The 20,938-nt window shown below is 65.2% G+C and carries 17 protein-coding genes; 6 read left to right on the forward strand and 11 right to left on the reverse strand.

All coding sequences use genetic code 11. The features are described 5' to 3' along the window. The first annotated feature begins 100 nt into the window (after positions 1-100). The 5 genes from KVP70_RS28415 (at position 101) to KVP70_RS28435 (ending at position 4,136) form a co-directional block, all read left to right on the forward strand. Positions 101-1,015 (forward strand): 2-dehydro-3-deoxygalactonokinase, encoded by a 915-nt coding sequence (locus KVP70_RS28415; protein ID WP_217945753.1) that lies wholly within the window; start codon positions 101-103, stop codon positions 1,013-1,015. Beyond that, positions 1,012-1,632 carry a 2-dehydro-3-deoxy-6-phosphogalactonate aldolase gene (locus KVP70_RS28420; protein ID WP_217945754.1) on the forward strand — a complete coding sequence of 207 codons (621 nt, stop codon included), beginning with the start codon at positions 1,012-1,014 and terminating at the stop codon, positions 1,630-1,632. Before KVP70_RS28415 ends, KVP70_RS28420 begins: the two co-directional genes overlap by 4 nt. 29 nt (positions 1,633-1,661) lie before the next feature. Further along, a complete protein-coding gene (locus KVP70_RS28425; protein WP_217945755.1) occupies positions 1,662-2,543 on the forward strand; it encodes an SMP-30/gluconolactonase/LRE family protein in 882 nt (293 codons plus the stop codon). A 118-nt stretch (positions 2,544-2,661) separates the two neighbouring features. After that, positions 2,662-3,642, forward strand: a complete 981-nt coding sequence (locus KVP70_RS28430) for a glycoside hydrolase family 53 protein (RefSeq protein WP_217945756.1) — start codon at positions 2,662-2,664, stop codon at positions 3,640-3,642. 68 nt (positions 3,643-3,710) lie between these two features. After that, positions 3,711-4,136 (forward strand): DUF7684 family protein, encoded by a 426-nt coding sequence (locus KVP70_RS28435; protein ID WP_217945757.1) that lies wholly within the window; start codon positions 3,711-3,713, stop codon positions 4,134-4,136. Positions 4,137-4,141: 5 nt separating this feature from the next. Here KVP70_RS28435 and KVP70_RS28440 read toward each other — a convergent pair whose 3' ends face one another. The 7 genes from KVP70_RS28440 to KVP70_RS28470 form a co-directional block, all read right to left on the reverse strand. Continuing rightward, a complete protein-coding gene (locus tag KVP70_RS28440; RefSeq protein WP_217945758.1) occupies positions 4,142-5,140 on the reverse strand; it encodes an OmpA family protein in 999 nt (332 codons plus the stop codon). 146 nt (positions 5,141-5,286) lie between these two features. Next, positions 5,287-5,490 carry a type II toxin-antitoxin system RelE/ParE family toxin gene (locus tag KVP70_RS28445; RefSeq protein WP_217945782.1) on the reverse strand — a complete coding sequence of 68 codons (204 nt, stop codon included), beginning with the start codon at positions 5,488-5,490 and terminating at the stop codon, positions 5,287-5,289. Further along, a complete protein-coding gene (locus KVP70_RS28450) occupies positions 5,457-5,693 on the reverse strand; it encodes a hypothetical protein (RefSeq protein WP_217945759.1) in 237 nt (78 codons plus the stop codon). The genes KVP70_RS28445 and KVP70_RS28450 overlap by 34 nt, the downstream gene beginning before the upstream one ends. Before the next feature lie 136 nt (positions 5,694-5,829). Continuing rightward, the gene (groL, locus tag KVP70_RS28455; RefSeq protein ID WP_217945760.1) at positions 5,830-7,476 is read right to left on the reverse strand and encodes a chaperonin GroEL; all 1,647 of its coding nucleotides are present in this window, start codon (positions 7,474-7,476) and stop codon (positions 5,830-5,832) included. A 48-nt stretch (positions 7,477-7,524) separates the two neighbouring features. After that, complete coding sequence (gene groES / locus KVP70_RS28460) at positions 7,525-7,815, reverse strand: co-chaperone GroES (protein ID WP_008451606.1); 291 nt, start codon at positions 7,813-7,815, stop codon at positions 7,525-7,527. Positions 7,816-8,244: 429 nt separating this feature from the next. After that, positions 8,245-9,636 (reverse strand): sensor histidine kinase, encoded by a 1,392-nt coding sequence (locus KVP70_RS28465; RefSeq protein WP_217945761.1) that lies wholly within the window; start codon positions 9,634-9,636, stop codon positions 8,245-8,247. Beyond that, the gene (locus tag KVP70_RS28470; RefSeq protein ID WP_217945762.1) at positions 9,633-10,313 is read right to left on the reverse strand and encodes a response regulator transcription factor; all 681 of its coding nucleotides are present in this window, start codon (positions 10,311-10,313) and stop codon (positions 9,633-9,635) included. The genes KVP70_RS28465 and KVP70_RS28470 overlap by 4 nt, the downstream gene beginning before the upstream one ends. Before the next feature lie 167 nt (positions 10,314-10,480). Between KVP70_RS28470 and KVP70_RS28475 the strand changes: the two genes are divergently transcribed. Further along, positions 10,481-14,803: a serralysin-like metalloprotease gene (locus KVP70_RS28475; RefSeq protein WP_262311794.1), complete on the forward strand. Its 4,323-nt coding sequence runs from the start codon at positions 10,481-10,483 to the stop codon at positions 14,801-14,803. Between the two features lie 63 nt (positions 14,804-14,866). Here KVP70_RS28475 and araH read toward each other — a convergent pair whose 3' ends face one another. The 4 genes from araH to KVP70_RS28495 are packed head-to-tail and all read right to left on the reverse strand — an operon-like array spanning position 14,867 to position 20,924. Then, positions 14,867-15,850: an L-arabinose ABC transporter permease AraH gene (gene araH / locus KVP70_RS28480; protein ID WP_217945763.1), complete on the reverse strand. Its 984-nt coding sequence runs from the start codon at positions 15,848-15,850 to the stop codon at positions 14,867-14,869. After that, positions 15,847-17,403: an L-arabinose ABC transporter ATP-binding protein AraG gene (gene araG, locus KVP70_RS28485; protein ID WP_217945764.1), complete on the reverse strand. Its 1,557-nt coding sequence runs from the start codon at positions 17,401-17,403 to the stop codon at positions 15,847-15,849. The genes araH and araG overlap by 4 nt, the downstream gene beginning before the upstream one ends. A 1-nt stretch (position 17,404) precedes the next feature. Beyond that, positions 17,405-18,376 carry an arabinose ABC transporter substrate-binding protein gene (locus KVP70_RS28490; RefSeq protein WP_217945765.1) on the reverse strand — a complete coding sequence of 324 codons (972 nt, stop codon included), beginning with the start codon at positions 18,374-18,376 and terminating at the stop codon, positions 17,405-17,407. Between the two features lie 31 nt (positions 18,377-18,407). Then, positions 18,408-20,924, reverse strand: coding sequence for a beta-galactosidase (locus KVP70_RS28495; RefSeq protein WP_217945766.1), 2,517 nt, complete (start codon positions 20,922-20,924; stop codon positions 18,408-18,410). Positions 20,925-20,938 lie beyond the last annotated feature (14 nt).

Genomic DNA, 20,938 nt, shown 5'->3' on the forward strand with positions numbered 1-20,938 from the left:
CTGGCTATACCATTTTGATATTACTCCCGCGAGATAATTCATTGGAGGCGGGGCGGTCTTTTTCGTACCATGGCGGCAGCGTCGTCAAAAGGATCGCATAGTGGACAAAAATATACTGGGCATCGACTGGGGCACGAGCAACCGTCGCGCCTATCTGATCGATCAACACGGCGCCTGCCTGGCCGAACACGAGGATGACCAGGGCATGCTGGCGGTCGGCGGACGCGAGCGCTTCGGCGACTCGCTGGCCGGCCTGCTCGACGCCATGGGCATAGGCGCCGACGTGCCGGTGATCATGTCCGGCATGGTCGGCAGCGCCTCCGGCTGGCAGGAGGTTGCCTACCTCGACAGCGCGGTGCCTTTGCAGCGCCTGCCGCAGCACCTGGCGCCGGTGAGCGACGCCGCCTGGGCCGGCCGCTGCCGCATCGTGCCCGGCTATTGCTACCGCAACGGCGCCGCCGTCGACGTCATGCGCGGCGAAGAGACCCAGCTGCTGGGCGCGGTGGCGCTCGGCCATCGCGATGGCTGGCTGGTGCTGCCCGGCACCCACAGTAAATGGGTGCTGCTGCGCGACGGCGTGATCCAGTCGCTGTCGACCTACATGACCGGCGAGCTGTTCGCCATGCTGTCGGCGCGCGGCACCTTGTCGTCTATGATGGGCGGCGACGCCTCCGATGCCGAGGGCTACGCCATCGGCCTGCGGCAGGCCGCCCTCAACGAACCATTATCGAATACCTTGTTCCGCGTGCGTGCCGGCGTGGTCTCGCGCAGCGCGCCGCAGGCGCAGGCGCCGGCCGTGGTCAGCGGCCTGCTGATCGGCGCCGAATTCGCCGCCGCCACCCGCGCGCTGGCCGCGGGCGGTGGCGCGACCGGCATCACGGTCATCGGCTCGACCGCGCTGGCGGCCCGTTACGCCGTGGCCGCCGAGCACTTCGGCTTGCAGTGCGACGTGCTCGATCCGCATCGCGTGTATTGCGCCGCGATTTCCCAATTCCATCACCAGGCTAGCACATGACTCCATCCCACCCCACCGTTCCACTGGTCGCCATCCTGCGCGGCCTGCAACCTGCGGAGGCGGTCGCGGTCGGCAAGGTGCTGCACCAGGCCGGCTTCCGCGCGCTGGAAGTGCCGCTCAACCGTCCCGGCGCCATCGACTGCATCGCCGCGCTGGTCAAGGAACAGCTGCCGGAGACGTTGGTCGGCGGCGGCACCATGCTCAACGTCGGCCATGTCGAGGCCGTGTATGAGGCGGGCGGACGCCTGCTGGTTTCGCCGAACTGCAATCCGGCCGTGATCCGCCGCGCGGCCGAGCTGGGCATGTACTGCGCGCCCGGCGTCGCCACGCCGACCGAGGCGTTTGCCGCGCTGGACGCCGGCGCCCATGCGCTCAAACTGTTCCCGGCCGATATGGTCGGCCACAATGGCCTGAAGGCGTTCAACAGCGTGGTGCCCGCCGGCACGCCGATGTGGCCGGTCGGCGGCATCACGCCCGACAATATGGAAGGCTGGGTGCGCGCCGGCGCCACCGGCTTCGGCATCGGCGGCCAGTTGTACACGCCGGGCGTGAGTCTGGAGGAGCTGGGGCAGCGGGCAGCGGCCTACGTGAGCAAATGGCGCGCTTTGACCGTATGATGGTGGATTCGACACTCGGAGTGAAACTGATGAGCAAGCATGACGTGCAATGTATCTGGGAAGCCGGCGCGCAGCTGGGCGAAGGCCCGCTGTGGGTGGCGGAGCAAAACCGCCTGTATTTCGTCGACCTGAAAAACCAGATCCTGCACGCGCTGGATGTGGACGGCGGCCAGCGCCACAGCTGGACCATGCCCGACTACATCTGCTGGCTGGTCGCGCGCCGCGACGGCGACGGCTTCATGGCCGGCCTGCGCGACGGCATCGCCCGCGTGTGGCTGGAGCCCGAGTTGCGCATCGAATACCTGGCGCGTCCGTTCCCGGCCGGCAGCGGCCTGCGCATGAACGACGCCAAGGCCGACGGCGCCGGCCGCATCTGGGCCGGTTCCATGCACGATACCGACTACGCGCAGGCCATCGGCCTGCTGTTCCGCCTGGATGCCGACCTGTCGCTGACGGTGGCCGACGAGGGCTACCACATCTGCAACGGTCCGGCCTTCAGCCGCGACGGCGCCACCATGTACCACACCGACAGCTTTGAAGGCCGCACCTATGCCTATCCGCTGGCGGCCGACGGCACGCTGGGCGCGCCGCGCCTGTGGCGCCAGTTCGGCGACGGCGAAGGTTCGCCGGACGGCATGACGGTCGACAGCGAAGGCTGCGTCTGGATCGCGCAGTGGGGCGGCGGCCGCGTCTGCCGCTACTCGGCCGACGGCGAACTGTTGGACACCATTCCTGTGCCGGTGCGCAATCCCGCCTCGTGCACCTTCGGCGGCACCGATCTGAAGACGCTGTTCATCACCACCGCGCGCGAGGACAACACGCCCGAGCAGTTGCAGCAGTTCCCGCTGACCGGCGCCTTGTTCGCCGTGCGGCTGGACGTGGCCGGCGTGCCGGCCGCGCGCTTCGGCTAGCGGCAGCGCTCATCGTTTTCCGTTTTTTTTGAAACGCCGCGCGACGCGGCAGGGGGAGGTGCGCACACGTGGTCGGCAGTGGGTGTCATTCAAACTATAAAAAACTGGAGACAAGATCATGAAACTCAAGCATTTGCTGTTCGCGTTCTGCGGCCTGGCGTTCAGCCTGGGCGCGCAGTGCGCCACCTTCGCCAACGGCGCCGATGTCGGCTGGGTCAGCCAGCAGGAGTCCAGCGGCTATTCCTTCTACAACAGCAGCGGCGTCAAGACCGATCCGTTTGTGTTGTTGAAGAACTTGCAGGTGAACGCGATCCGGCTGCGCGTGTGGGTCAACCCCAGCGGCGGCTGGAACAACGGCGCCGACGTGCTGTACAAGGCCAAGCGCGCCGCCGCGCAAGGCCAGCGCATCCTGATCGACTTCCACTACAGCGACGGCTGGGCCGATCCCGGCCAGCAGACCAAGCCCGCCGCCTGGGCCAGCCATACGCTGGCGCAGCTCAACAACGACGTCTACAGCCACACGCAGGGCATCCTCAGCTACCTCAAGACCAATGGCATCACGGTCGAGTGGGTACAGGTCGGCAACGAGATCAACAGCGGCATGCTGTGGCCGGAAGGGAAGACCACCAGCTTCGCCAACCTGGCCGGGCTGATCAACAGCGGCTACAACGCGACCAAGGCCGTCTATCCCGACGCCAAGGTGATCCTGCACCTGGCCAACGGCTATGACAACGCCGTGTTCCGCTGGTTCTTCGACGGCGTGAAGGACGCCGGCGCCAAATGGGACGTGATCGGTATGTCGCACTATCCGCCGGCGTCGGACTGGGCCAACTACAACAACAAGATCTCGACCAATATGTGGGACATGGTGTCGCGCTACGCCAAGCCGGTGATGGTGACGGAAGTGGGCCTGGACTGGACCCAGGCCGCCACCAGCAAAGCCATGCTGGCCGATTTGCTGAGCAAGACCAAGGCGCTGGGATCGAACGGGCTGGGCGTGTTCTACTGGGAGCCGCAGGCTTATCCGGGCTGGCAGGGTTATACGATGGGCGCGCTCGATGCGAGCGGCAAGTTCACTATCGCGCTTGATCCGTTTTAAACCGTGAGGGCAGGGAGGGGCGGGCTCCTCCCTGTTAGAATCCGGGATTCGTTTTTTATGGTCCCATCATGCAGAAGCCAGTCATCCGTTATCTACACCTCACTCCGGACAGCGATCTTCCCGCGCTGGAAGGCCTGTCGCACTTCAAAGCCGTGGTTGTCGTCGAGGCCGACGTGGCGGAGATGACGATGTGGGAAACCAGCCGCTGGCTGGTGGAGTCCGGCTGCGCGCTGGCGCTGGTGTGGGGCAAGGAGTGCGAAGCCTGGCGCGAAGCGATCGAAGACGCCAGCCTGGAAGCGGTCAACTACGAAGACGTGCCGGACGAGCAGTTGCTGATCACCACCGCGCACGAGGACGAGGAACTGAGCGAAGCTTTCTGGTACGCCAGGCACCGCGCCGCGCACCCCGCGCACGAACTGCGCGAGACGCTGATCCTGCACCTCGCCGACACCCCGCGCCGCGAGGAGCTGGAAGCGGAGTATCGCGACGCCTAGACGGCTTATTGCTTGACCAGCTCGACCCGGCGATTCTTCTCGCGGCCGGCGTCGGCATCGTTCGAGGCCGCCGGCGCATAGGAGGCCACGCCCTTGGCGCTCAGCCGCTTGGCATCGACCTTGTAATCCGCCGCCAGCACCTTGATCACCGACTCCGCCCGTTTCTGCGACAGCTCCAGGTTGTGCGCCAGCGCGCCCTGGTTGTCGGTATGACCGACCACGTACAACTTCAGCTTGCCATCCTGCTGCAACAGCTTGGCCATCTCGGCCAGCGCGGCCTTGGATTCCGGCGTGACGTCGGTCTTGTCGGTGTCGAAGAAGACGCCGTACACCGCCACCTTGCCATCGGCCGCGATGCCCTTGGCCATGTCGGCCGCGTTCAAGTTGACCGACACCTTGCCGCCCTCCATCGCATTGGCTTCGACGATCTCGACGTAGATGCCGCCCAGCTTGTCCTGCACCGGCGCCACCGAATATACGCCGACGTGGACCAGCGAGCCGTCCGGGCGCGTGCCCTTGGCCAGCAGGTAGCGTTCGTCGTTGCGGCCGTAATTGAACGGATCCCAGCTGGCCTCCGCTCCCTGGATGAAATGATCGCCGACGCGTTTGTCGAGGAAGAATTCGCCGAAGCCCTTGCCGCAGGTTTCCCTGGCGCAGGCGAACACGGTTTTCAGGCCGGCCTTTTCCAGCGCCGCCTGGTAGTTGCGCATCACCTCCAGCGCCGAGCGTTCAGGCGGGAAGTTGTAGGCCATGCGGGTGTATTTTCCTTCCAACAGCAGTGTGCTGTCGAACGCCATCTGTCCGTCCTTGTTCTCGACGCGCTTACCGGCCGGCAGCATCACCTCGTCGAATTCCCTGAGGCCATAGCCGACCATCTTAGCCCCTTCAAAGCGCGACAGCAGCGGATGATCCTTGCCGTTTTTGACGGTGTCCTGCGCCGGCATCTTCTGGGCGTGGGCAAGGCCGGCACACAGCAGCAATGGAAGAAGGCGATAAGCGCGCATGGCGGTCCCGTCAGAGTAAAGTTGAGGAACGTCGATTGTAGGCAGGGATTGCCTTTAGATCAATCTTAACTTTTCAATCGAATCGGCCCCGGCGGCCAATTTGATTGTTCGGTCTGCGGGGATTGGGACCGGTAATCGCCCAGGTATCATCGATATTCTTTTGTATGCCAGATCCGCAAAATGTAGATCGAGGAATCGCTGATCGCATAGCGGATTTCGTAGTGCTTGACCAATATACGACGCACCTCGCGCTGGCCGAATTCGTGGAGGCGCTCCCCAATTCGAGGGGTGGCGAGTAAGTTGTCAGGGGCGGAGGCTAGCGCACCGCTGTGGTGAGACTTTTCGCCCAGGCCTTGACGTCGTCGTGATCTACATAGCGATCAGAGTCGACATCGTCGAGGGCTTCCAGCGTCAAGAGTGTGCGCACATTGGCTTGGGCGCCTGGTACTTGATGACCTTCTATTTCTTCGAGCAGGGCGCGCAGCAGAACCTTTTTATCTGCCAAGCTCAACGACTTGATGCTTTCTTCAATTTCACTGACTGTTACGGACATCATCGTCTCCCGAGGATTTAATCGGCCCCTTTATTGTAGACCTTGCCAATCGCCATAAGTTCAATCAACTATCCAAATAAAAAAGCCAGCTTCCGAAGAAGCTGGCTTTTCTGTACAGCGAGGCTTATGCCGGCAATTACATCATGCCGTCCATGCCGCCCATACCGCCCATACCACCCATGCCGCCCATGCCGCCACCAGCTTTGTCTTCGCTGATTTCAGCGATCATGCAGTCGGTGGTCAGCATCAGGCCAGCGATCGACGCTGCGTTTTGCAGTGCCGAACGGGTGACTTTAGCTGGGTCCAGAACGCCCATTTCGACCATGTCGCCATAGGTGCCGTTGGCGGCGTTGTAACCGTAGTTACCTTTGCCAGCCAGAACCGCAGCAACCACCACCGAAGCTTCTTCGCCGGCGTTTTGCACGATCATGCGCAGTGGCTCTTCCATGGCGCGCAGAACGATCTTGATACCTGCGTCCTGGTCCGGGTTGTCGCCTTTGACGGTGATCGAAGCACGAGCGCGCAGCAGGGCTACGCCGCCGCCAGGCACGATGCCTTCTTCCACGGCAGCGCGGGTAGCGTGCAGTGCATCTTCAACGCGGGCTTTCTTTTCTTTCATTTCAACTTCGGTGGCTGCGCCGACCTTGATCACTGCAACGCCACCGGCCAGCTTGGCCACGCGCTCTTGCAGTTTTTCACGGTCGTAGTCCGAGGTCGCTTCTTCGATTTGCACGCGGATTTGCTTGACGCGGCCTTCGATCGACTCAGCCTGGCCAGCACCGTCGATGACGATGGTGTTTTCCTTGCCGATTTCGATGCGCTTGGCCTGGCCCAGCTCTTCCAGCGTGATTTTTTCCAGGGTCATGCCGACTTCTTCAGCAACCACTTGACCGCCGGTCAGGATCGCGATGTCTTCCAGCATGGCCTTGCGACGGTCGCCGAAGCCTGGGGCTTTGACTGCGCAGGTTTTCAGGATGCCGCGGATGTTGTTCACCACCAGGGTCGCCAGTGCTTCGCCTTCGATGTCTTCGGCGATGATCAGCAGTGGACGGCCGGCTTTAGCGACTTGTTCCAGTACCGGCAGCAGATCGCGGATGTTCGAGATCTTCTTGTCGCACAGCAGCACGAATGGATTGTCCAGGATGGCGACTTGCTTTTCCTGGTTGTTGATGAAGTATGGCGACAGGTAGCCGCGGTCGAACTGCATACCTTCAACGATGTCCAGCTCGTCGTTCAGCGACTTGCCGTCTTCCACGGTGATGACGCCTTCCTTGCCGACTTTTTCCATCGCTTCAGCGATACGCTCGCCGATCGAGTAGTCCGAGTTGGCCGAGATCGCGCCGACCTGGGCGATTTCCTTGGTGGTGGTGCAAGGACGGGCCAGGATGGCGATCTGCTCGACGGTGGCAGCAACTGCCTTGTCGATGCCGCGCTTCAGGTCCATCGGGTTCATGCCGGCGGCGACGAACTTCATGCCTTCGCGCACGATGGCTTGTGCCAGCACGGTCGCGGTGGTGGTGCCGTCGCCGGCGTTGTCGCTGGTGCGGGAAGCAACTTCCTTGACCATCTGCGCGCCCATGTTCTGCAGCTTGTCTTTCAGTTCGACTTCTTTAGCGACCGATACGCCGTCCTTGGTGACGGTAGGGGCGCCGAACGAACGTTCCAGCACCACGTTGCGGCCTTTAGGGCCCAGGGTGACTTTGACTGCGTTGGCCAGGATGTTGACGCCTTCAACCATTTTGGCGCGCGCTGCGTCGCCGAAAATTACTTCTTTAGCTGCCATGTTGTTTCTCCAGAATTAGGTGAGTACGAGTGCGAACGTGCGTGTCAATTACTTGACGACGATCGCCATGATGTCTTCTTCGCGCATGACCATCAGTTCCTGACCGTCGACTTTGACGGTTTGGCCGGCGTATTTGCCGAACAGGACGCGGTCGCCTACCTTGACATCCAGCGGACGGACTTTGCCATCTTCCAGAATCTTGCCATTGCCGACGGCGAGTACTTCGCCTTGATCCGGTTTTTCAGCAGCCGCATCAGGGATGATCAGGCCGGACGCAGTTTTGGTTTCCTGGTCGAGGCGTTTGACGATTACGCGATCGTTCAAAGGGCGAAGGTTCATACAAAACTCCTTAAATTAACAATGGAACAGTTTGTTGCCACACCAACAGGGTTGCTGAGGCGGAAAGTTTGGCCGAGAGCGCTGTTAGCACTCCCTTGGAACGAGTGCCAATTATAGGGACGACCCTGCCGTATTTCAAGACGCAAGGCTTCCGTGTGCATAAATAAAGAAAAAAATGACGCAGATATATGCCTTAAATCAAATGTTTTCTTATTTAATATTAAAGTTGATAACGTTTCCGGGCGCTCCTACCATTGGTATGCAGGAAATAGCCGGCTGATCTCCGGCCGTCCCTCGTATAACCGAACTGTGGAGCGCTAGCCGCGATGGACGTCGACCAATTCCTGGGCGAGATCCTGCGCTACTTCGTCGCGCCGAGCCGCTGCCCCGAGGCGCCGCTGCCGGCTTGACGATGTTCGTTGCGGGCGCTCAGGCGGCGGGCAAGGTCAGCCGGAAACGCACCTGACCCGGCTCGGCCTCGGCCAGCGCCAGGCTGCCGCCGTGGGCCATGGCGATGTCGCGCGCCAGCGACAAGCCTAACCCGACGCCCGGCACCCGGCGCTGGTGGGCCTGGTCGGCGCGGTAGAAGCGGTCGAACAGCCGGTGCCGGTGCTCGGGCGCGATGCCCTGCGATGCGTTGCCGACGTCGATGCGCCATTGCTCGCCCTTGCGCCGGGCCGACAGCGCGATCCAGCCACCCGGCAAGCCGTATTTGATGGCGTTGCTGACCAGGTTTTGCAACACCTGGCACAGCAGCTCGGCGTCGCCGCGCACGGCGATGTGTTCGGGCAGGGTCAGGCGCAGCTGGCGCGCGTCGTCGAGCAGGCCGATGTCCTCGGCCAGTTCCTCTAGCGTCGGCCGCAGGTCGACCGGACACATGGGAATGGCCAGCTGGCCGGCGTCGGCCCGCGCCAGCAGCAGCAGCTTGCGCACGATGCTGTCGAGCCGCCGCACTTCATCGAGCATATTGGCCAGGCCCTGTTCCAGCACAGGATCGGCCGCGGCCCCGGCCTGGGCGAAGCTGCGCTCCAGCTCGCCCTGCAGGATGGTCAGCGGCGTCCTCAGCTCATGGGCGGCGTCGCCGGAAAAGCGCGCCGCCTGCAGGAAGCTGCGCTGCAGGCGGTCGAGCATGGCGTTGAACACGCTGACCATCTGGGCGAATTCCAGGTCTTCCTCGGCGGCCGAGACCCGCTGGTCCAGCTCGCTCGCGGTGAGCCGCACCATGACGCCGGTCAGGTGCTCCACCGGCCGCATCGCGCGCCCGGCCAGATACCAGGCCAGCGCGCCCATGGCCACGGCCAGCACGCCGATGGCGGCCGCGAAACGCACCAGGCTGGCGCGCACCTGGGCGTCCGACAGGCTGCGGTTGACCGCCACCCAGATCGTGACCGAGCCGTGCACGGCGCTGCCGATGCGCCAGCTCTGGCCGCCGCCTTCGACGGTGTGCAGGCCGGGGCCGCGCGGCAGGGGGGCGTCGCCGAGCACGCGTTGCCAGGCCGGGCTGCGGTACAGCGGGCCGTGGACGGCGTCTTCCACCAGCAGCAGGGCGTGCGCCAGCGGCGCGCTGTCGGGCGGGGCGAAGCCGCCGAAGCTGGCGTTGAGCTGGGCGTCGGTGGCCGGCCACAGCGCCTGCGGCGTGGCCTGGAAGCCGGGTCCGGCCAGGTGGGCCGACAGCATGTGGTCGATGATGGCGGCGCGCCGCTGGATGATGGTGTAGCTGGCCATCGCATACAGCAGCAGGATGGCGGCCAGCGCGGTGAGGGTGGAGCCGAGGGCGATGCGCAGCCGGAACGAGCGCAGCCGCGGCCAGCGCGCCCTCACGCCGGGGCGTCCGGCTTGCGCAGCCGGTAGCCGACGCCGCGCACGGCCTCGATGGCCACGCTGTCGGGCAGCTCCAGCTTCTTGCGTAGGCGCTGGATGCAGACGTCCACCATATTGGTCTGCGGCTCGAAATCGTAGCCCCACACGTGCTCCAGGATCTGGGTGCGGGTATAGACCCGGCCCGGCGAGCGCATCAGGTATTCCAGCAGGTTGATTTCGCGCGCGGTCAGCTCGACGGCGCGGCCGTTCACCTCGGCCACCCGGCTCAGGCGGTCCAGCCGCAGCGGTCCCAGGGTGAGCACGTTCTGCCGTTCGCCGCTCACGCGCCGCAGCAGGGCGTGGATGCGCGCCACCAGCTCCTCCACGTAGAAGGGCTTGGCCAGGTAATCGTCGGCGCCCAGGTTGAGGCCGGTCAGGCGGTCATCCAGTTCGTTGCGGGCGGTCAGCAGGATGACGGGCATGTTGCGCCCCTCCCGCCGCATGGCCTTGAGGATGGACAGGCCGTCGCGGCCCGGCACCATCACGTCCAGCAACACCACGTCGTAGTCGCGGGCCAGCGCGTAGTCATAGCCAAGGTTGCCATCTTCGCAATGGTCGACCAGGAAGCCGTGCTCACGCAGGCCAGTGCACACAAAACTGGCAATTCGTTGTTCATCTTCTACTAAAAGCGCTTTCATGGCGGCATTGTCCGGGTTGGCTTGGCCGCCGTCAATCCCGGCCCTTGATTACAGCTTTGTAATCGTTCTGTTTGCCAAGCTGTCATTTTCCCTTGATTTAATGCAAGTGTACCAAACCATAAAAAGGGGTAAAGATGAGTATCGGCAGCTGGTTGAAGAAAAATGTAGTGAAACCGATCGTCAAGGCGGTCGACAAGGTCGGCGACACCGTCAAGGACCTGGGTAGCGACCTGAACGGCATCGGCGACGCCTTCGATGCGGTAGGCAACGACATCACCGCGGCCGCCAAGAAGATCAGCGAACTGGGCTACACGAAGAAAAGCCTGGGCAATGGCGACAACAATTACACGGCCAGCTCGCTGGGCGCCAACATCATCCACGGCGACGGCGGCAACGACACCATCACCGTCACGGCCGGCGCCTACAACAACCTGTACGGCGACGACGGCAACGACACCATCGTGGTGCGCGTGGGCGGCTACAACCGCATCGACGGCGGCAACGGCGATGACAACATCCGCGTCGAAGTCGGCATCTACAACAAGATCACCGGCGGCGCCGGCAACGACACGGTGACCGTGACGGCCGGCGCGGCGGCCGACGTCGACCTGGGCGACGGCAACAACTCGCTGTCGATCAACAGCGCCTACAACGAGATCAGCGCCGGCAACGGCAGCGACCGCGTGACGGCCAACGGCGGCTGGAACAGCATCGACCTCGACGGCGGCGACAACACCGTCAGCGCCAACGGCGGCGCCAACACCGTCAACACCGACGGCGGCAACGACAACATCACCGTCAACGGCGGCGCCAACAAGGTCAACGCGGGCGACGGCTGGAACGTCATCAACGCCGGCGGCGCCTCCAACGTCATCAACACCGGCAAGGACGCCGACACCGTCACGGCCGACGGCGCCAGCAACGTCATCAACACCGGCGGCGGCGACGACCGCATCACCGTCAAGGCGGCCAGCAACGTGATCGACGCCGGCGAGGGCACCAACACGGTGACGGCCGACGGCGGCAACAACCACATCACCGCCGGCGCCGGCAACGACAAGATCCAGGCGGTCGGCGGCGCCAACGTCATCAACGCCGGCAGCGGCAACGACGCGGTGCTCGCGCTGGGCGGCGCCAACGGCGTCAGCGCCAGCGACGGCAAGGACAACATCGTCGCCGGCGGCGGCGCCAACGTGGTGATCGACGACGGCGGCGGCAGCAACATCGTCATGGGCGGCCTGCTCAACATCGCCTACACCGGCGGCGCCGGCAACAAGGTGGCCGCGCTGGGCGACAGCAACGCGCTGGTCAGCAACCAGGGCGGCAACACCGAAGTGGCGGTGGGCGTCAACAACGTGCTGCTGGCCAACGGCAGCGGCAACACGCTGGTCGGCGTGGGCGGCGCCAACCTGGTGGCCACCACCGTCGGCGGCGACACCGTGGTCGCGCTGGGCGGCGCCAACGTCGTGCTGACCGAACTGGGCGGCATGGTCAAGGCCGCCACCGGCGGTCTGGCTAAGGTGCTGGCGGACGCCGTGCCGAGCAAGGCGGCCGCCACCGCTATCAACAACGCCAGCGCCAAGCTGGCGTCGGCCATCAACAGCGGCGCCGGCAACGACGTCGTGGTGGCCGTGGGCGGCAACAACGTCATCTACACCGGCGCCGGCAAGGACGTGGTCACGGCGGCCGGCGGCAACAACATCGTACTGGCCAACGGCGGCGACAACGTCACCACCGCGCTGGGCGGCAACAACATCGTCGTCAACATGGCCGGCAACAACGTGGTGACGGCGGCCGGCTCGGTCAACGTCATCGTGACCGGCCTGGGCGACGGCCTGGCCGACGTCACCGCCAAGCTGGGCAGCGTGGCCGGCGGCGCCACCAAGGCCGTGGCCTCCTTCATCGGCAGCAACGTGGCGCATGGCGACGGCAACGACGTGGTCAGTGCCATCGGTTCCACCAACGTGGTCTACACCGGCGGCGGCAACGATGTCGTCACCGGCATCGGCGCCAACAACGTGGTGTGGAGCGGCAGCGGCAACGACACGGTCACCGTGTTCGGCGCGCGCAACGTGGTGTGGGGCGACGCCGGCGCGGACACCATCACCGCCGTGGGCGCCAACAACCTGCTGGCCAGCGGAAACTACGCGGAGATCGGCGCGACCGCGGTCGGCCTGGTCGATTCGCTGACCTCCGGCGTGGCCGCCACCGACCTGGTGGCCAAGGCCGGCCTGTCGGGCCTGGCCTCCGGCCAGAGCGGCCACGACGTGATGACGGCCTTCGGCAAGAACAATGTGCTGGTCGGCGGCAGCGCCGACACCGTCGCCACCGCGCTGGGCGCGAACAACCTGGTGCTGACCGGCGCTGGCAACGACGTGGTCAGCGCCATCGGCAGCAAGTCCGGCATCGTCACCGGCGCCGGCAACGACGTCGTCACCGTGGTCGGCACCTACAACGTGGTGTCGGCCGGCGGCGGCAACAACGTCGTGACCGCGTTGGGCAAGGGCAACCTGATCGAAGGCGGCAGCGGCGACGACGTGCTCACCGCGCTGGCCTTCGGCACGGTGTCCAAGTCGGTCAACGTCAATGGCAACCTGATCGTGGCCGGCGACGGCAACAACGTTGAAACCGTGGTCGGCAAGGACAATGCCGTGATCGGCGGCAGCGGCAAGGACGTGCTGGTGATGATCGGCTACGGCGGCGGCAACACCGGCACCACCACCAACGAAGCCGAAGGCACCAACCAGACCACCACCAGCACCACCACCGGCAGCACCCAGCTCAACGTCGGCTGGACCGGCGCCGGCAACGACACGGCCGTGGTCTACGGCGACCACAACGTGGTGCTGGCCGATGCGGGCGACGACTTCCTGGTCGTGCTCAACAGCGGCAGCAAGCTGAGCTACGCCAGCACGACCACCGAGGCGGTGGAAGGCTCGGACTCGGCGCAGACCACCAGCTCGACCAAGCTCAGCATCGACACCGGCATGAACTTCGTGCACGCCGGCGACGGCAACGACACCATGATCCTGGCCGGCACCACCACCATCGGCATGGGCGGCAACGGCAACGACCTGATCGTTTCGTCCGGCCAGAACAACGTCGCCATCGGCGGCGCCGGCAACGACACCATCATCGGCCTGGCCGAGATCACCGTGTTCAACGCGGCCGAAGCCATCGTCGAAAACGACTACGAGTCGGCCGGCGACTGGGTGGGCGCGGCCATGAACGCCAACTTCATCCGCTCGCAGTACGGCGCACTGGCCAAGGGCGACCTGGGCAAGCTCAACCTGGTGGGCAATGTGATCGTCGGCGGCGCCGGCGACGACACCATCTTCGCCACCAATGCCGGCACCTATGTCGGCGGCGGCGACGGCAACGACACCATGATGGGCCTGGGCTGGGGCGTGATCGACCACCTGCTGGTGGGCAAGGCCAACGCCCTGAACGCGGCGTGGACCGACGCCGGCAAGGGCTTCGACGCCATCACCAAGTACCTGAACACCACCTTCACCGACGAGATCAGCAAGGGTTGGGGCGGCGTGGCCGACAGCATCAAGGCCGAGCTGGCCAAGGCGACCGCCAGCGGCGGCAAGCTGGCCGACGGCCTCAACACGGTCGGCAACGACGCGCTGGCCGGCATCGCCAGCACCACCGGCCTGTCCACCTCCGGCATCGACGTGGCCACGCCGCTCAAGTCCGCGCTCGACACCGGCAAGAGCGGCCTGACCACGGCGGTGAACGGCATCAGCAGCGGCGTCAACTACGTGGCCGACGCCGACCTCGGTACCGCCCTGGCCGACGCCAAGGACTGGACCGGCAGCGCCTTGAAGACGGCCTCCAACGCCAGCGGCGACGGCGTGAACTGGCTGGGCAAATACCTGGGCGTGAACCTGCACCTGAGCGACTTCCAGGGCGCCGACTTCTTCATCGCCAGCATGCTGGCCTATACCCTGGGCTACAAGTACGCCGGCAACAACCGCCTGTTCGGCGGCGCCGGCGACGACACCCTGTACAGCGGCATGGGCAACGACGCCCTGTACGGCGGCGCGGGCAAGGACACCTATGTGATGTCGATGGGCGACGGCAAGGATACGGTGCATGAAGTGGCTGGCGGCAACGACATCCTCAAGTTCACCGGCAACAAGCTGTTCAGCAGCGTCACCATCGCCGCCGATCACGTCAAGGCGAACATCGACGGCTCCGACCTGGTCATCAACTATGTCGATGGCGGCAAATCCTACGCGCAGTTCACGGTGTCCGACTATGCCAAGGTCAGCATCAGCGAGGTGGACCTGGTCGATGCCAGCGGCAAGCAGGTGGCGGCGATCAACTTCAACGACCTGGTGGCCCACGCCGACCACGGCAGCAGCCCTTACGATATGGCTGCCACGTGGACGGTGGACCGCATGCACACCTTTGCCGATTTGCTGACCGCGTCCATCACGGGCGGCAGCACCGGCGTGCAGTTGGTGGGCGTCAGCGGCTAACCCCGAGGCTGGCGATAGGGGTCTGACCCCGGACGGGGTCAGACCCCAGGCGTGTGGGGTGTTCTAGCGGCGTTCGCCGCGGGTCTTCAGCTGGTCCAGCAGCACCGCGGCGAGCAGGATCACGCCGCGCATCAAATACTGGTAGAAGGCGTCGACGTCCAGCAGGTTCATGACGTTTTCCACCGTCCCCATGATCAGCACACCGATCAACACGCCGAACATGCGCGCCTTGCCGCCCTGGAGCGACACGCCGCCCAGCACGCAGGCCGAAATCACATCCAATTCAAAGCCCTGCGCCGCATTCGGCTGGCCGCTGGTGATGCGCGAGGCCAGGATCAGGCCCGCCATCGCGGTGACCAGGCCTTGCAGCAGGAAGATCCACACGCGCAGCCGCTCGACGCGCACGCCGGCCAGGCGCGCCGCTTCCGGATTGCCGCCGATGGCCAAGGTGTTGCGGCCGAAGACGGTCTGGTTCAGCAGCACGCCGAACACCAGGAAGCAGCCGGCGCACACCAGCACCGGCAGCGGCAGGCCGAAGATGCGGGTGTCGCCGAAGTTGATGAAGGCGTCGTTGCTGATGCCGACCGCCTGGCCCTTGGAGACGATGAAGGCCAGGCCACGCACCATCAGCATGGTCGCCAGCGTGGCGATCAGCGCGTTCACGCGAAGGTAGGCGATCAGCACGCCGTTCAGGGCGCCGATCAGCGCGCCGGCAACCAGGCCCGCGCCCACCGCCAGCAGCACGCTGCCGCTTTGTTCCAGCACGATGGCGCCCAGCACGCCGGAGAAGGCGATGGTGGAGCCGACCGATAGATCGAAATCGCGCGAGGCGAGGCACAGCATCATGGTGCAGGCGACCATGCCGATCTGCGCCACCGACAGCATCAGGCCGACCACATTGGTCAGCGAGTAGAAGTTTTCGACGGTGACGGCCAGCACCGCGAACAGCACCACGTAGGCCAGCGGCATGCTGTATTCAACCAGCCATTGGCGCTGGGCCTGGGACACCGCAGGCTTGGCGGCGGGATTCAATTGCGAGACGTTCATGCGATGCTCCGGGTGGGAAGTGCGGGCGTTTCAATGTGGGGGGCGGCGGGGGCGGGGGCGATCGAATCGGGCAGCGCCAGGCGCAGCACCTCGGTCTCGCTGGCGTCCGCGCGCGACAGTTCGCCGCAGATTTCGCCTTCGCGCATAACGATCACGCGGTCCGAGATACCCAGCACTTCCGGCAGTTCGCTCGACACCACGATCACGCAACAGCCGCGCTCCGCGACTTCGTGGATGATGCGGTAGATATCGTTCTTGGCGCCGACGTCGATGCCGCGCGTCGGCTCGTCGAGGATCAGCACCTTGAGGCCGGGTTCGGCCAGCCAGCGCGCCAGGATCACCTTCTGCTGGTTGCCGCCGGAGAGCAGGCGGATTTCCTGCTGGCGGTTGGGCGTCTTGATGCGCAGGCGGGCGATGAACTCCTCGGCCAGCGCCGCTTCGCGCTTGTGGCGCAGGAACAGGCCGCCCAGCAGGTCGTGGCGGCGCACGCTGATGTTGATGTTCTCCGCCACCGAGGCGGTGGACAGGATGCCTTGCTCCTTGCGGTCCTCCGGGCACAGCACGATGCCGGCCGCGATCGCGGCGGACGGGCCGGAGGTCGACACGGTCGCGCCGTCGAGCACCACGCTGCCGGCGCTGCGCGCGTCGGCGTTGTACAGGAGGCGCATCAATTCGCTGCGGCCGGCGCCGACCAGGCCGAAGAAGCCCAGCACCTCGCCGCCGCGCACGGAGAAGCTTTGCGGCCCCTTCACATGTTTTCCGGCCAGGCCTTGTATCTTCAGGCGTTCTTCGCCGAGGGGGCGGGTGCGGTAGTCGTAGATGTCGCTCAGTTCCCGGCCCACCATGTCGCTGATCAGGCGCTCGCGCGGCACGTCGGCCATGACGTTGTGGGTGACGATCTTGCGGCCGTCGCGGAAGATGGTGCAGGCGTCGCACAGCGCGTACAGTTCTTCCAGTCGGTGCGAGATGTAGATCAGCGTGCGGCCGTCGGCGCGCAATTCCTTCACGAGGCGGAACAGGATCTCGGTTTCGCGGTGCGACAGGCTGGAGGTCGGCTCGTCGAAGGCGATGACCTGGGCGTCCTGCATGATGGCCTTGCAGATCTCGACCATCTGACGCTGCGCGATCGACAGGTCGGCCAGCCTGGCGTCCGGCGCCAGGTCGACGCCGATGGCGGCCAGCTTCTCGGCCACCATCCTGTGGGCCTTGGGCTTGTCCAGCAGGCCGAAACGGGTGGGCATGCGGCCCAACAGAATATTCTCCGCCACGGTCAGTTCGGGAACGTATTGCAGTTCCTGGTGGATCACGGCGATGCCGGCGCCGATCGCGTCCTTGGCGCTGGTGAAGCGGCACTCCTTGCCGTCGACCAGCAGGCGGCCGCCGTCAGGCTTGTATTGGCCACCGAGGATCTTCAGCAGCGTGGACTTGCCGGCGCCGTTCTCGCCCAGCAGGCCGTGGACCTGGCCGGCGTGCGCGGCGAAGCTGACGCCGTTGAGCGCCTTCACGCCGGGGAAGACCTTGCTGACCTGGTCAAACTGCAGGTACGCGGTCATGTCACTGGCCCATTTGCTTGCGCACGTCGGCCTGGTTGGCGCGGGTCATCAGCATGCCCTTGGTCAGCACTTCCGCCGGCGGCACGCCTTTGCCGGTGATCCAGTTGTACATATTGACCGAGGTCTGGTAGCCGTGCTCCCTGGCGCTGATCATCACCGAGCCATAGAAGCCCGTTGGCGCCGGCTTGTTCAATTCGTTTTCAGCGGCCTTGGCGCCGCCGATGCCGACGCCCACCATGTTGTCCGCCTTGATGCCGCGGCCTTCCGCGGCGCGCACCGCACCCAGCACCGCTTCGTCATTCAGGCCGACCGCCACCCAATGCTTGAAGCGGGCGTTCTTGGTCAGCGCGATGTTGGCGGCGTTGAAGGCGCTTTCGGTATCGGTCTTCGATTGCGGCGCGTCGACGATGTTCGCCACCGGGAAGCCGGCGGCCTTCAGCGCATCGACCGCGCCCATGGTGCGTTCCTTGGCGGTTGGCAGCTGGTCGTAGGCGACGCGGATCGCGCCCACGTCGGCCATGTTCCATTTGCGCGCCTTGATCTCGGCGGCGATGCCTTCGCCCACCTGCTTGCCGATGGCGTAGCCGGAGATGCCCATGTGTGGAATCGAGGCGATAGGCTTGCCGCTGCCGTCGACCAGGCGGTCGTCGACCGAGATCACTTTCATGTTGTTGCGCTTGGCGGCGCGCTCGACGGCGGTGCCCAGCTTGACATCCGGCGCGCAGATGACGAAGCCCTGCGCTTTTTGCGCGGCCAGGTTGTCGATCGCGGCGATCATCTTCTCGCCGTTAGGCACGCCGATCTTCACCAAGGCGAAGCCCTTCTCTTTTGCCGCCTGTTCGGCGTAGCGCCATTCGTCCTGGAACCAAGGCTCCTCGGCCTGTTTGACCAGGAAGCCGATCTTGACCGGTTCGGCGGCGTGGGCTGCGGCCATCAGGCACAAGGTTGCTGCGGCGAGTAGGGTACGTTTCATGGTGGGTCTCCAGTGTTTGTATTTTTTTTGATTATGGCGTAATGCGCAGCTGATACACGGGTATCACGCTGACGCCGCGGACGGCGGCTAATTGGGCCTTGCCGGCAAAGTCGGGTCTCGCCTCTTTGGGCAAGTAGATCGGGGCGTCGGCGCGCAGCGGCAGCACGGAGACGGTCAGCGGCTGGTCGAGCAGGGCGCTGGCCTGGCGCAGGCCGAACTGCCATTGGTAGCCGCTGTAGTACCAGTCGTCGAGCATGCGGGTGCCCGAGTACAGACGGCCGATGTCGCCGACGAAGTCGATCTGCAGCAAGGCGTCGTCCAGACCGCGCAGCTGTTCGCGCGGGACGTTGATCTGCCAGGCGCCTGCGGCCTTGAAGTTTTCCGGCAGCGGTTGCATGGCGGCTTTCGCGCCGCCGCCGATGACGATGGGCGCCGCTTCCTGCGCCGCGCGCGTCGGCGTGACGCTGGCTTTCAGATCGCGTGCAGGCAGCTCGGCTTCGAAGGATTGGAAGATGCCGTCGTTGCCGGCGGCGCGCAGTACGACACTCGCGCTGGTGGCGGCTCCGGCGCTGGTCCAGGCCTTGGCTGCGGTGCTTGCTGTCGGCTTGCCGCCCAGCGCAGGGTAGACGGCGAAGCGGAACTTGTTGTTGCCTGCCGAGCGCATTTGCAGCGCACCCTCGGCGACGTAGGCCTGCTGGCCGCTCAGGATCAGGCGGCGCTGGCCACCCAGTTCCGCGATGCTCAGTTGCTGCGATTGTTCGGTCGTCAGTACGACGATGGTCAACGGTCGCTTGCCGGCGCGTTGCACGGTCAACGCTGCGCCGGCGCCTGGCTGCACGCCGCTGAGCAGCGCATGTCCACCAGTGACGGCAAGTTGTCCGCTGCCCGCGTGAATTTGCGGCGCGAGCGCGGCGTCGAACGCCAGCTCCACCGGCACCCCGGCGCTGGCGCCGAACACCGCCACCACACCTGCCTTGCCCTGGTCGAGCAAGGCCAATGGCTGTGCCGTTGCGTAGGCGAGGTTGACACCGTCCAGATCAAGGTTCAATGGCCAGATGAAGTAGGCGCCGTCGGCGATGTCGACCGGCGTGGCTGGCAATGTGATCGTCTGGCCCGGCAGCTTGACCGAGAACCGGGTGGCCTGCTGCGCCGCCATCGGGTACTGGCGCACGTGGTTGTTCACGAACAGGAAGCCGCGATCGCCCTCGCTGCGCACGGCGAAGCGCGCCGTCTTCAGGTCGTCCGGCGTGGCGGGCGAAGCATCCGGCTTACGCACCGTCATCGGCGCCAGCCGCGAGCCGAAATCATGCAGGAACAAATGGAAGGGACGCAGTTTCTCCAGCACCTTGCGCTGCTGGCCGTCCGGCCCTAGCGGGGCCTGGAAGTCGTAGCTGATCATGGTGGTGTCGTTGTAGCCGCCGCTGAGGGTACTCTCTTCCATCGAGGTGCCGCCCAGGCCAGTCGGATTGCGGCCGCCGTGGAACATGTAGTAGCCCATCAGGTTCACGCCGGAACCCAGCTGCACCGGCAGCATAGCCGCGATATCGTCCGCCGACACCACCGTGCGGCGGCGGTACATGAACGGCAAACCGGCGCCATATTCGGCGCCGAGGAAAGGCGTTACGTCCTTGTCCGTCTCCGCAGTTCCGGGCGCATGGGCGGCGGTCTGCGCACCCAGGTCGCCGCTGACACGCGTGTCGAAGCGGAATGCGTAAGTCTCTTTCGGCGGCAGCTCCCTGGTGCTGGTGCCCCAGGGCTCGTCGGGATAGCCGCCAAACACCGGCGTCACTTCGCCGGTTGGATAGATGGTGCCGTCCCAGCCGGTGACGGTGTAGTAGGGCACATCCATGCCCGCCTTCAGCGCCAGCTTCTTCAGCGCGGCGATGTGCGCGGCGCCCTGGCCGGGACCATCGATGTTGTATTCGTTTTCCAGCTGGATGCCGATCACGCGGCCGCCATCCTTCCACAACTGGCCTTTGAGCTGTGCGCCGATCTGCGCGTACAGCTTCTCCACCAGCGCCATGTACTGCGGATCGTTGGAGCGGGTCGGCATGGTGTTGACCACCCAATCCGGCACGCCGCCGTAGCGCACTTCCGCATGCGCCCACGGGCCCACGCGCACCACCACATCCAGCCCGGCCTTGGCGGCCAGCTGCACGTAGCGGCGCAGATCGCGGTTGCCCTGCCAGTTGAATTTACCGGCCACCTCTTCATGGTGGTTCCACATCACGTAGCTGGTGACGATGTCGATGCCGGCGGCCTTCATCTTGCGCAGCTCCGCTTCCCATTGCGAGGCGGGGGTGCGGCTGTAGTGGAACTCGCCCATCACCGGCAGCCATGGTGCGCCGTTGCAGGTCAGGTAGCGCGCATTGGCGCCCAAGCTGTCGCCGTTGGGCGCGACGGAACTGCCCATGCGCAGCGCTGCCGCTTTCGGTGCAGGCGTGGCCGCGCTGGCGTCGATGGACAACATGGTATCGGCGCTGGCGGCGCCCGCCAGGACGCCGGCGATCAGCGCGGCGCCCGAATGGCGGCGTAACAAAAATGGCATGTGGTCTCTCGTTT

Origin of the sequence: Duganella violaceipulchra, assembly GCF_019166075.1 — a bacterium.
Lineage (GTDB): Bacteria > Pseudomonadota > Gammaproteobacteria > Burkholderiales > Burkholderiaceae_D > Rugamonas > Rugamonas violaceipulchra.

Excerpts from the sequence above, each read along its gene's own strand:
- KVP70_RS28420 (WP_217945754.1), top strand. The coding sequence starts at position 1,012 with ATGACTCCATCCCACCCCACCGTTCCACTGGTCGCCATCCTGCGCGGC.
- KVP70_RS28425 (WP_217945755.1), top strand. The coding sequence starts at position 1,662 with ATGAGCAAGCATGACGTGCAATGTATCTGGGAAGCCGGCGCGCAGCTG.
- KVP70_RS28430 (WP_217945756.1), top strand. The coding sequence starts at position 2,662 with ATGAAACTCAAGCATTTGCTGTTCGCGTTCTGCGGCCTGGCGTTCAGC.
- KVP70_RS28435 (WP_217945757.1), top strand. The coding sequence starts at position 3,711 with ATGCAGAAGCCAGTCATCCGTTATCTACACCTCACTCCGGACAGCGAT.
- KVP70_RS28440 (WP_217945758.1), bottom strand. The coding sequence starts at position 5,140 with ATGCGCGCTTATCGCCTTCTTCCATTGCTGCTGTGTGCCGGCCTTGCC.
- KVP70_RS28450 (WP_217945759.1), bottom strand. The coding sequence starts at position 5,693 with ATGTCCGTAACAGTCAGTGAAATTGAAGAAAGCATCAAGTCGTTGAGC.
- groL (WP_217945760.1), bottom strand. The coding sequence starts at position 7,476 with ATGGCAGCTAAAGAAGTAATTTTCGGCGACGCAGCGCGCGCCAAAATG.
- groES (WP_008451606.1), bottom strand. The coding sequence starts at position 7,815 with ATGAACCTTCGCCCTTTGAACGATCGCGTAATCGTCAAACGCCTCGAC.
- KVP70_RS28470 (WP_217945762.1), bottom strand. The coding sequence starts at position 10,313 with ATGAAAGCGCTTTTAGTAGAAGATGAACAACGAATTGCCAGTTTTGTG.
- araH (WP_217945763.1), bottom strand. The coding sequence starts at position 15,850 with ATGAACGTCTCGCAATTGAATCCCGCCGCCAAGCCTGCGGTGTCCCAG.
- araG (WP_217945764.1), bottom strand. The coding sequence starts at position 17,403 with ATGACCGCGTACCTGCAGTTTGACCAGGTCAGCAAGGTCTTCCCCGGC.
- KVP70_RS28490 (WP_217945765.1), bottom strand. The coding sequence starts at position 18,376 with ATGAAACGTACCCTACTCGCCGCAGCAACCTTGTGCCTGATGGCCGCA.
- KVP70_RS28495 (WP_217945766.1), bottom strand. The coding sequence starts at position 20,924 with ATGCCATTTTTGTTACGCCGCCATTCGGGCGCCGCGCTGATCGCCGGC.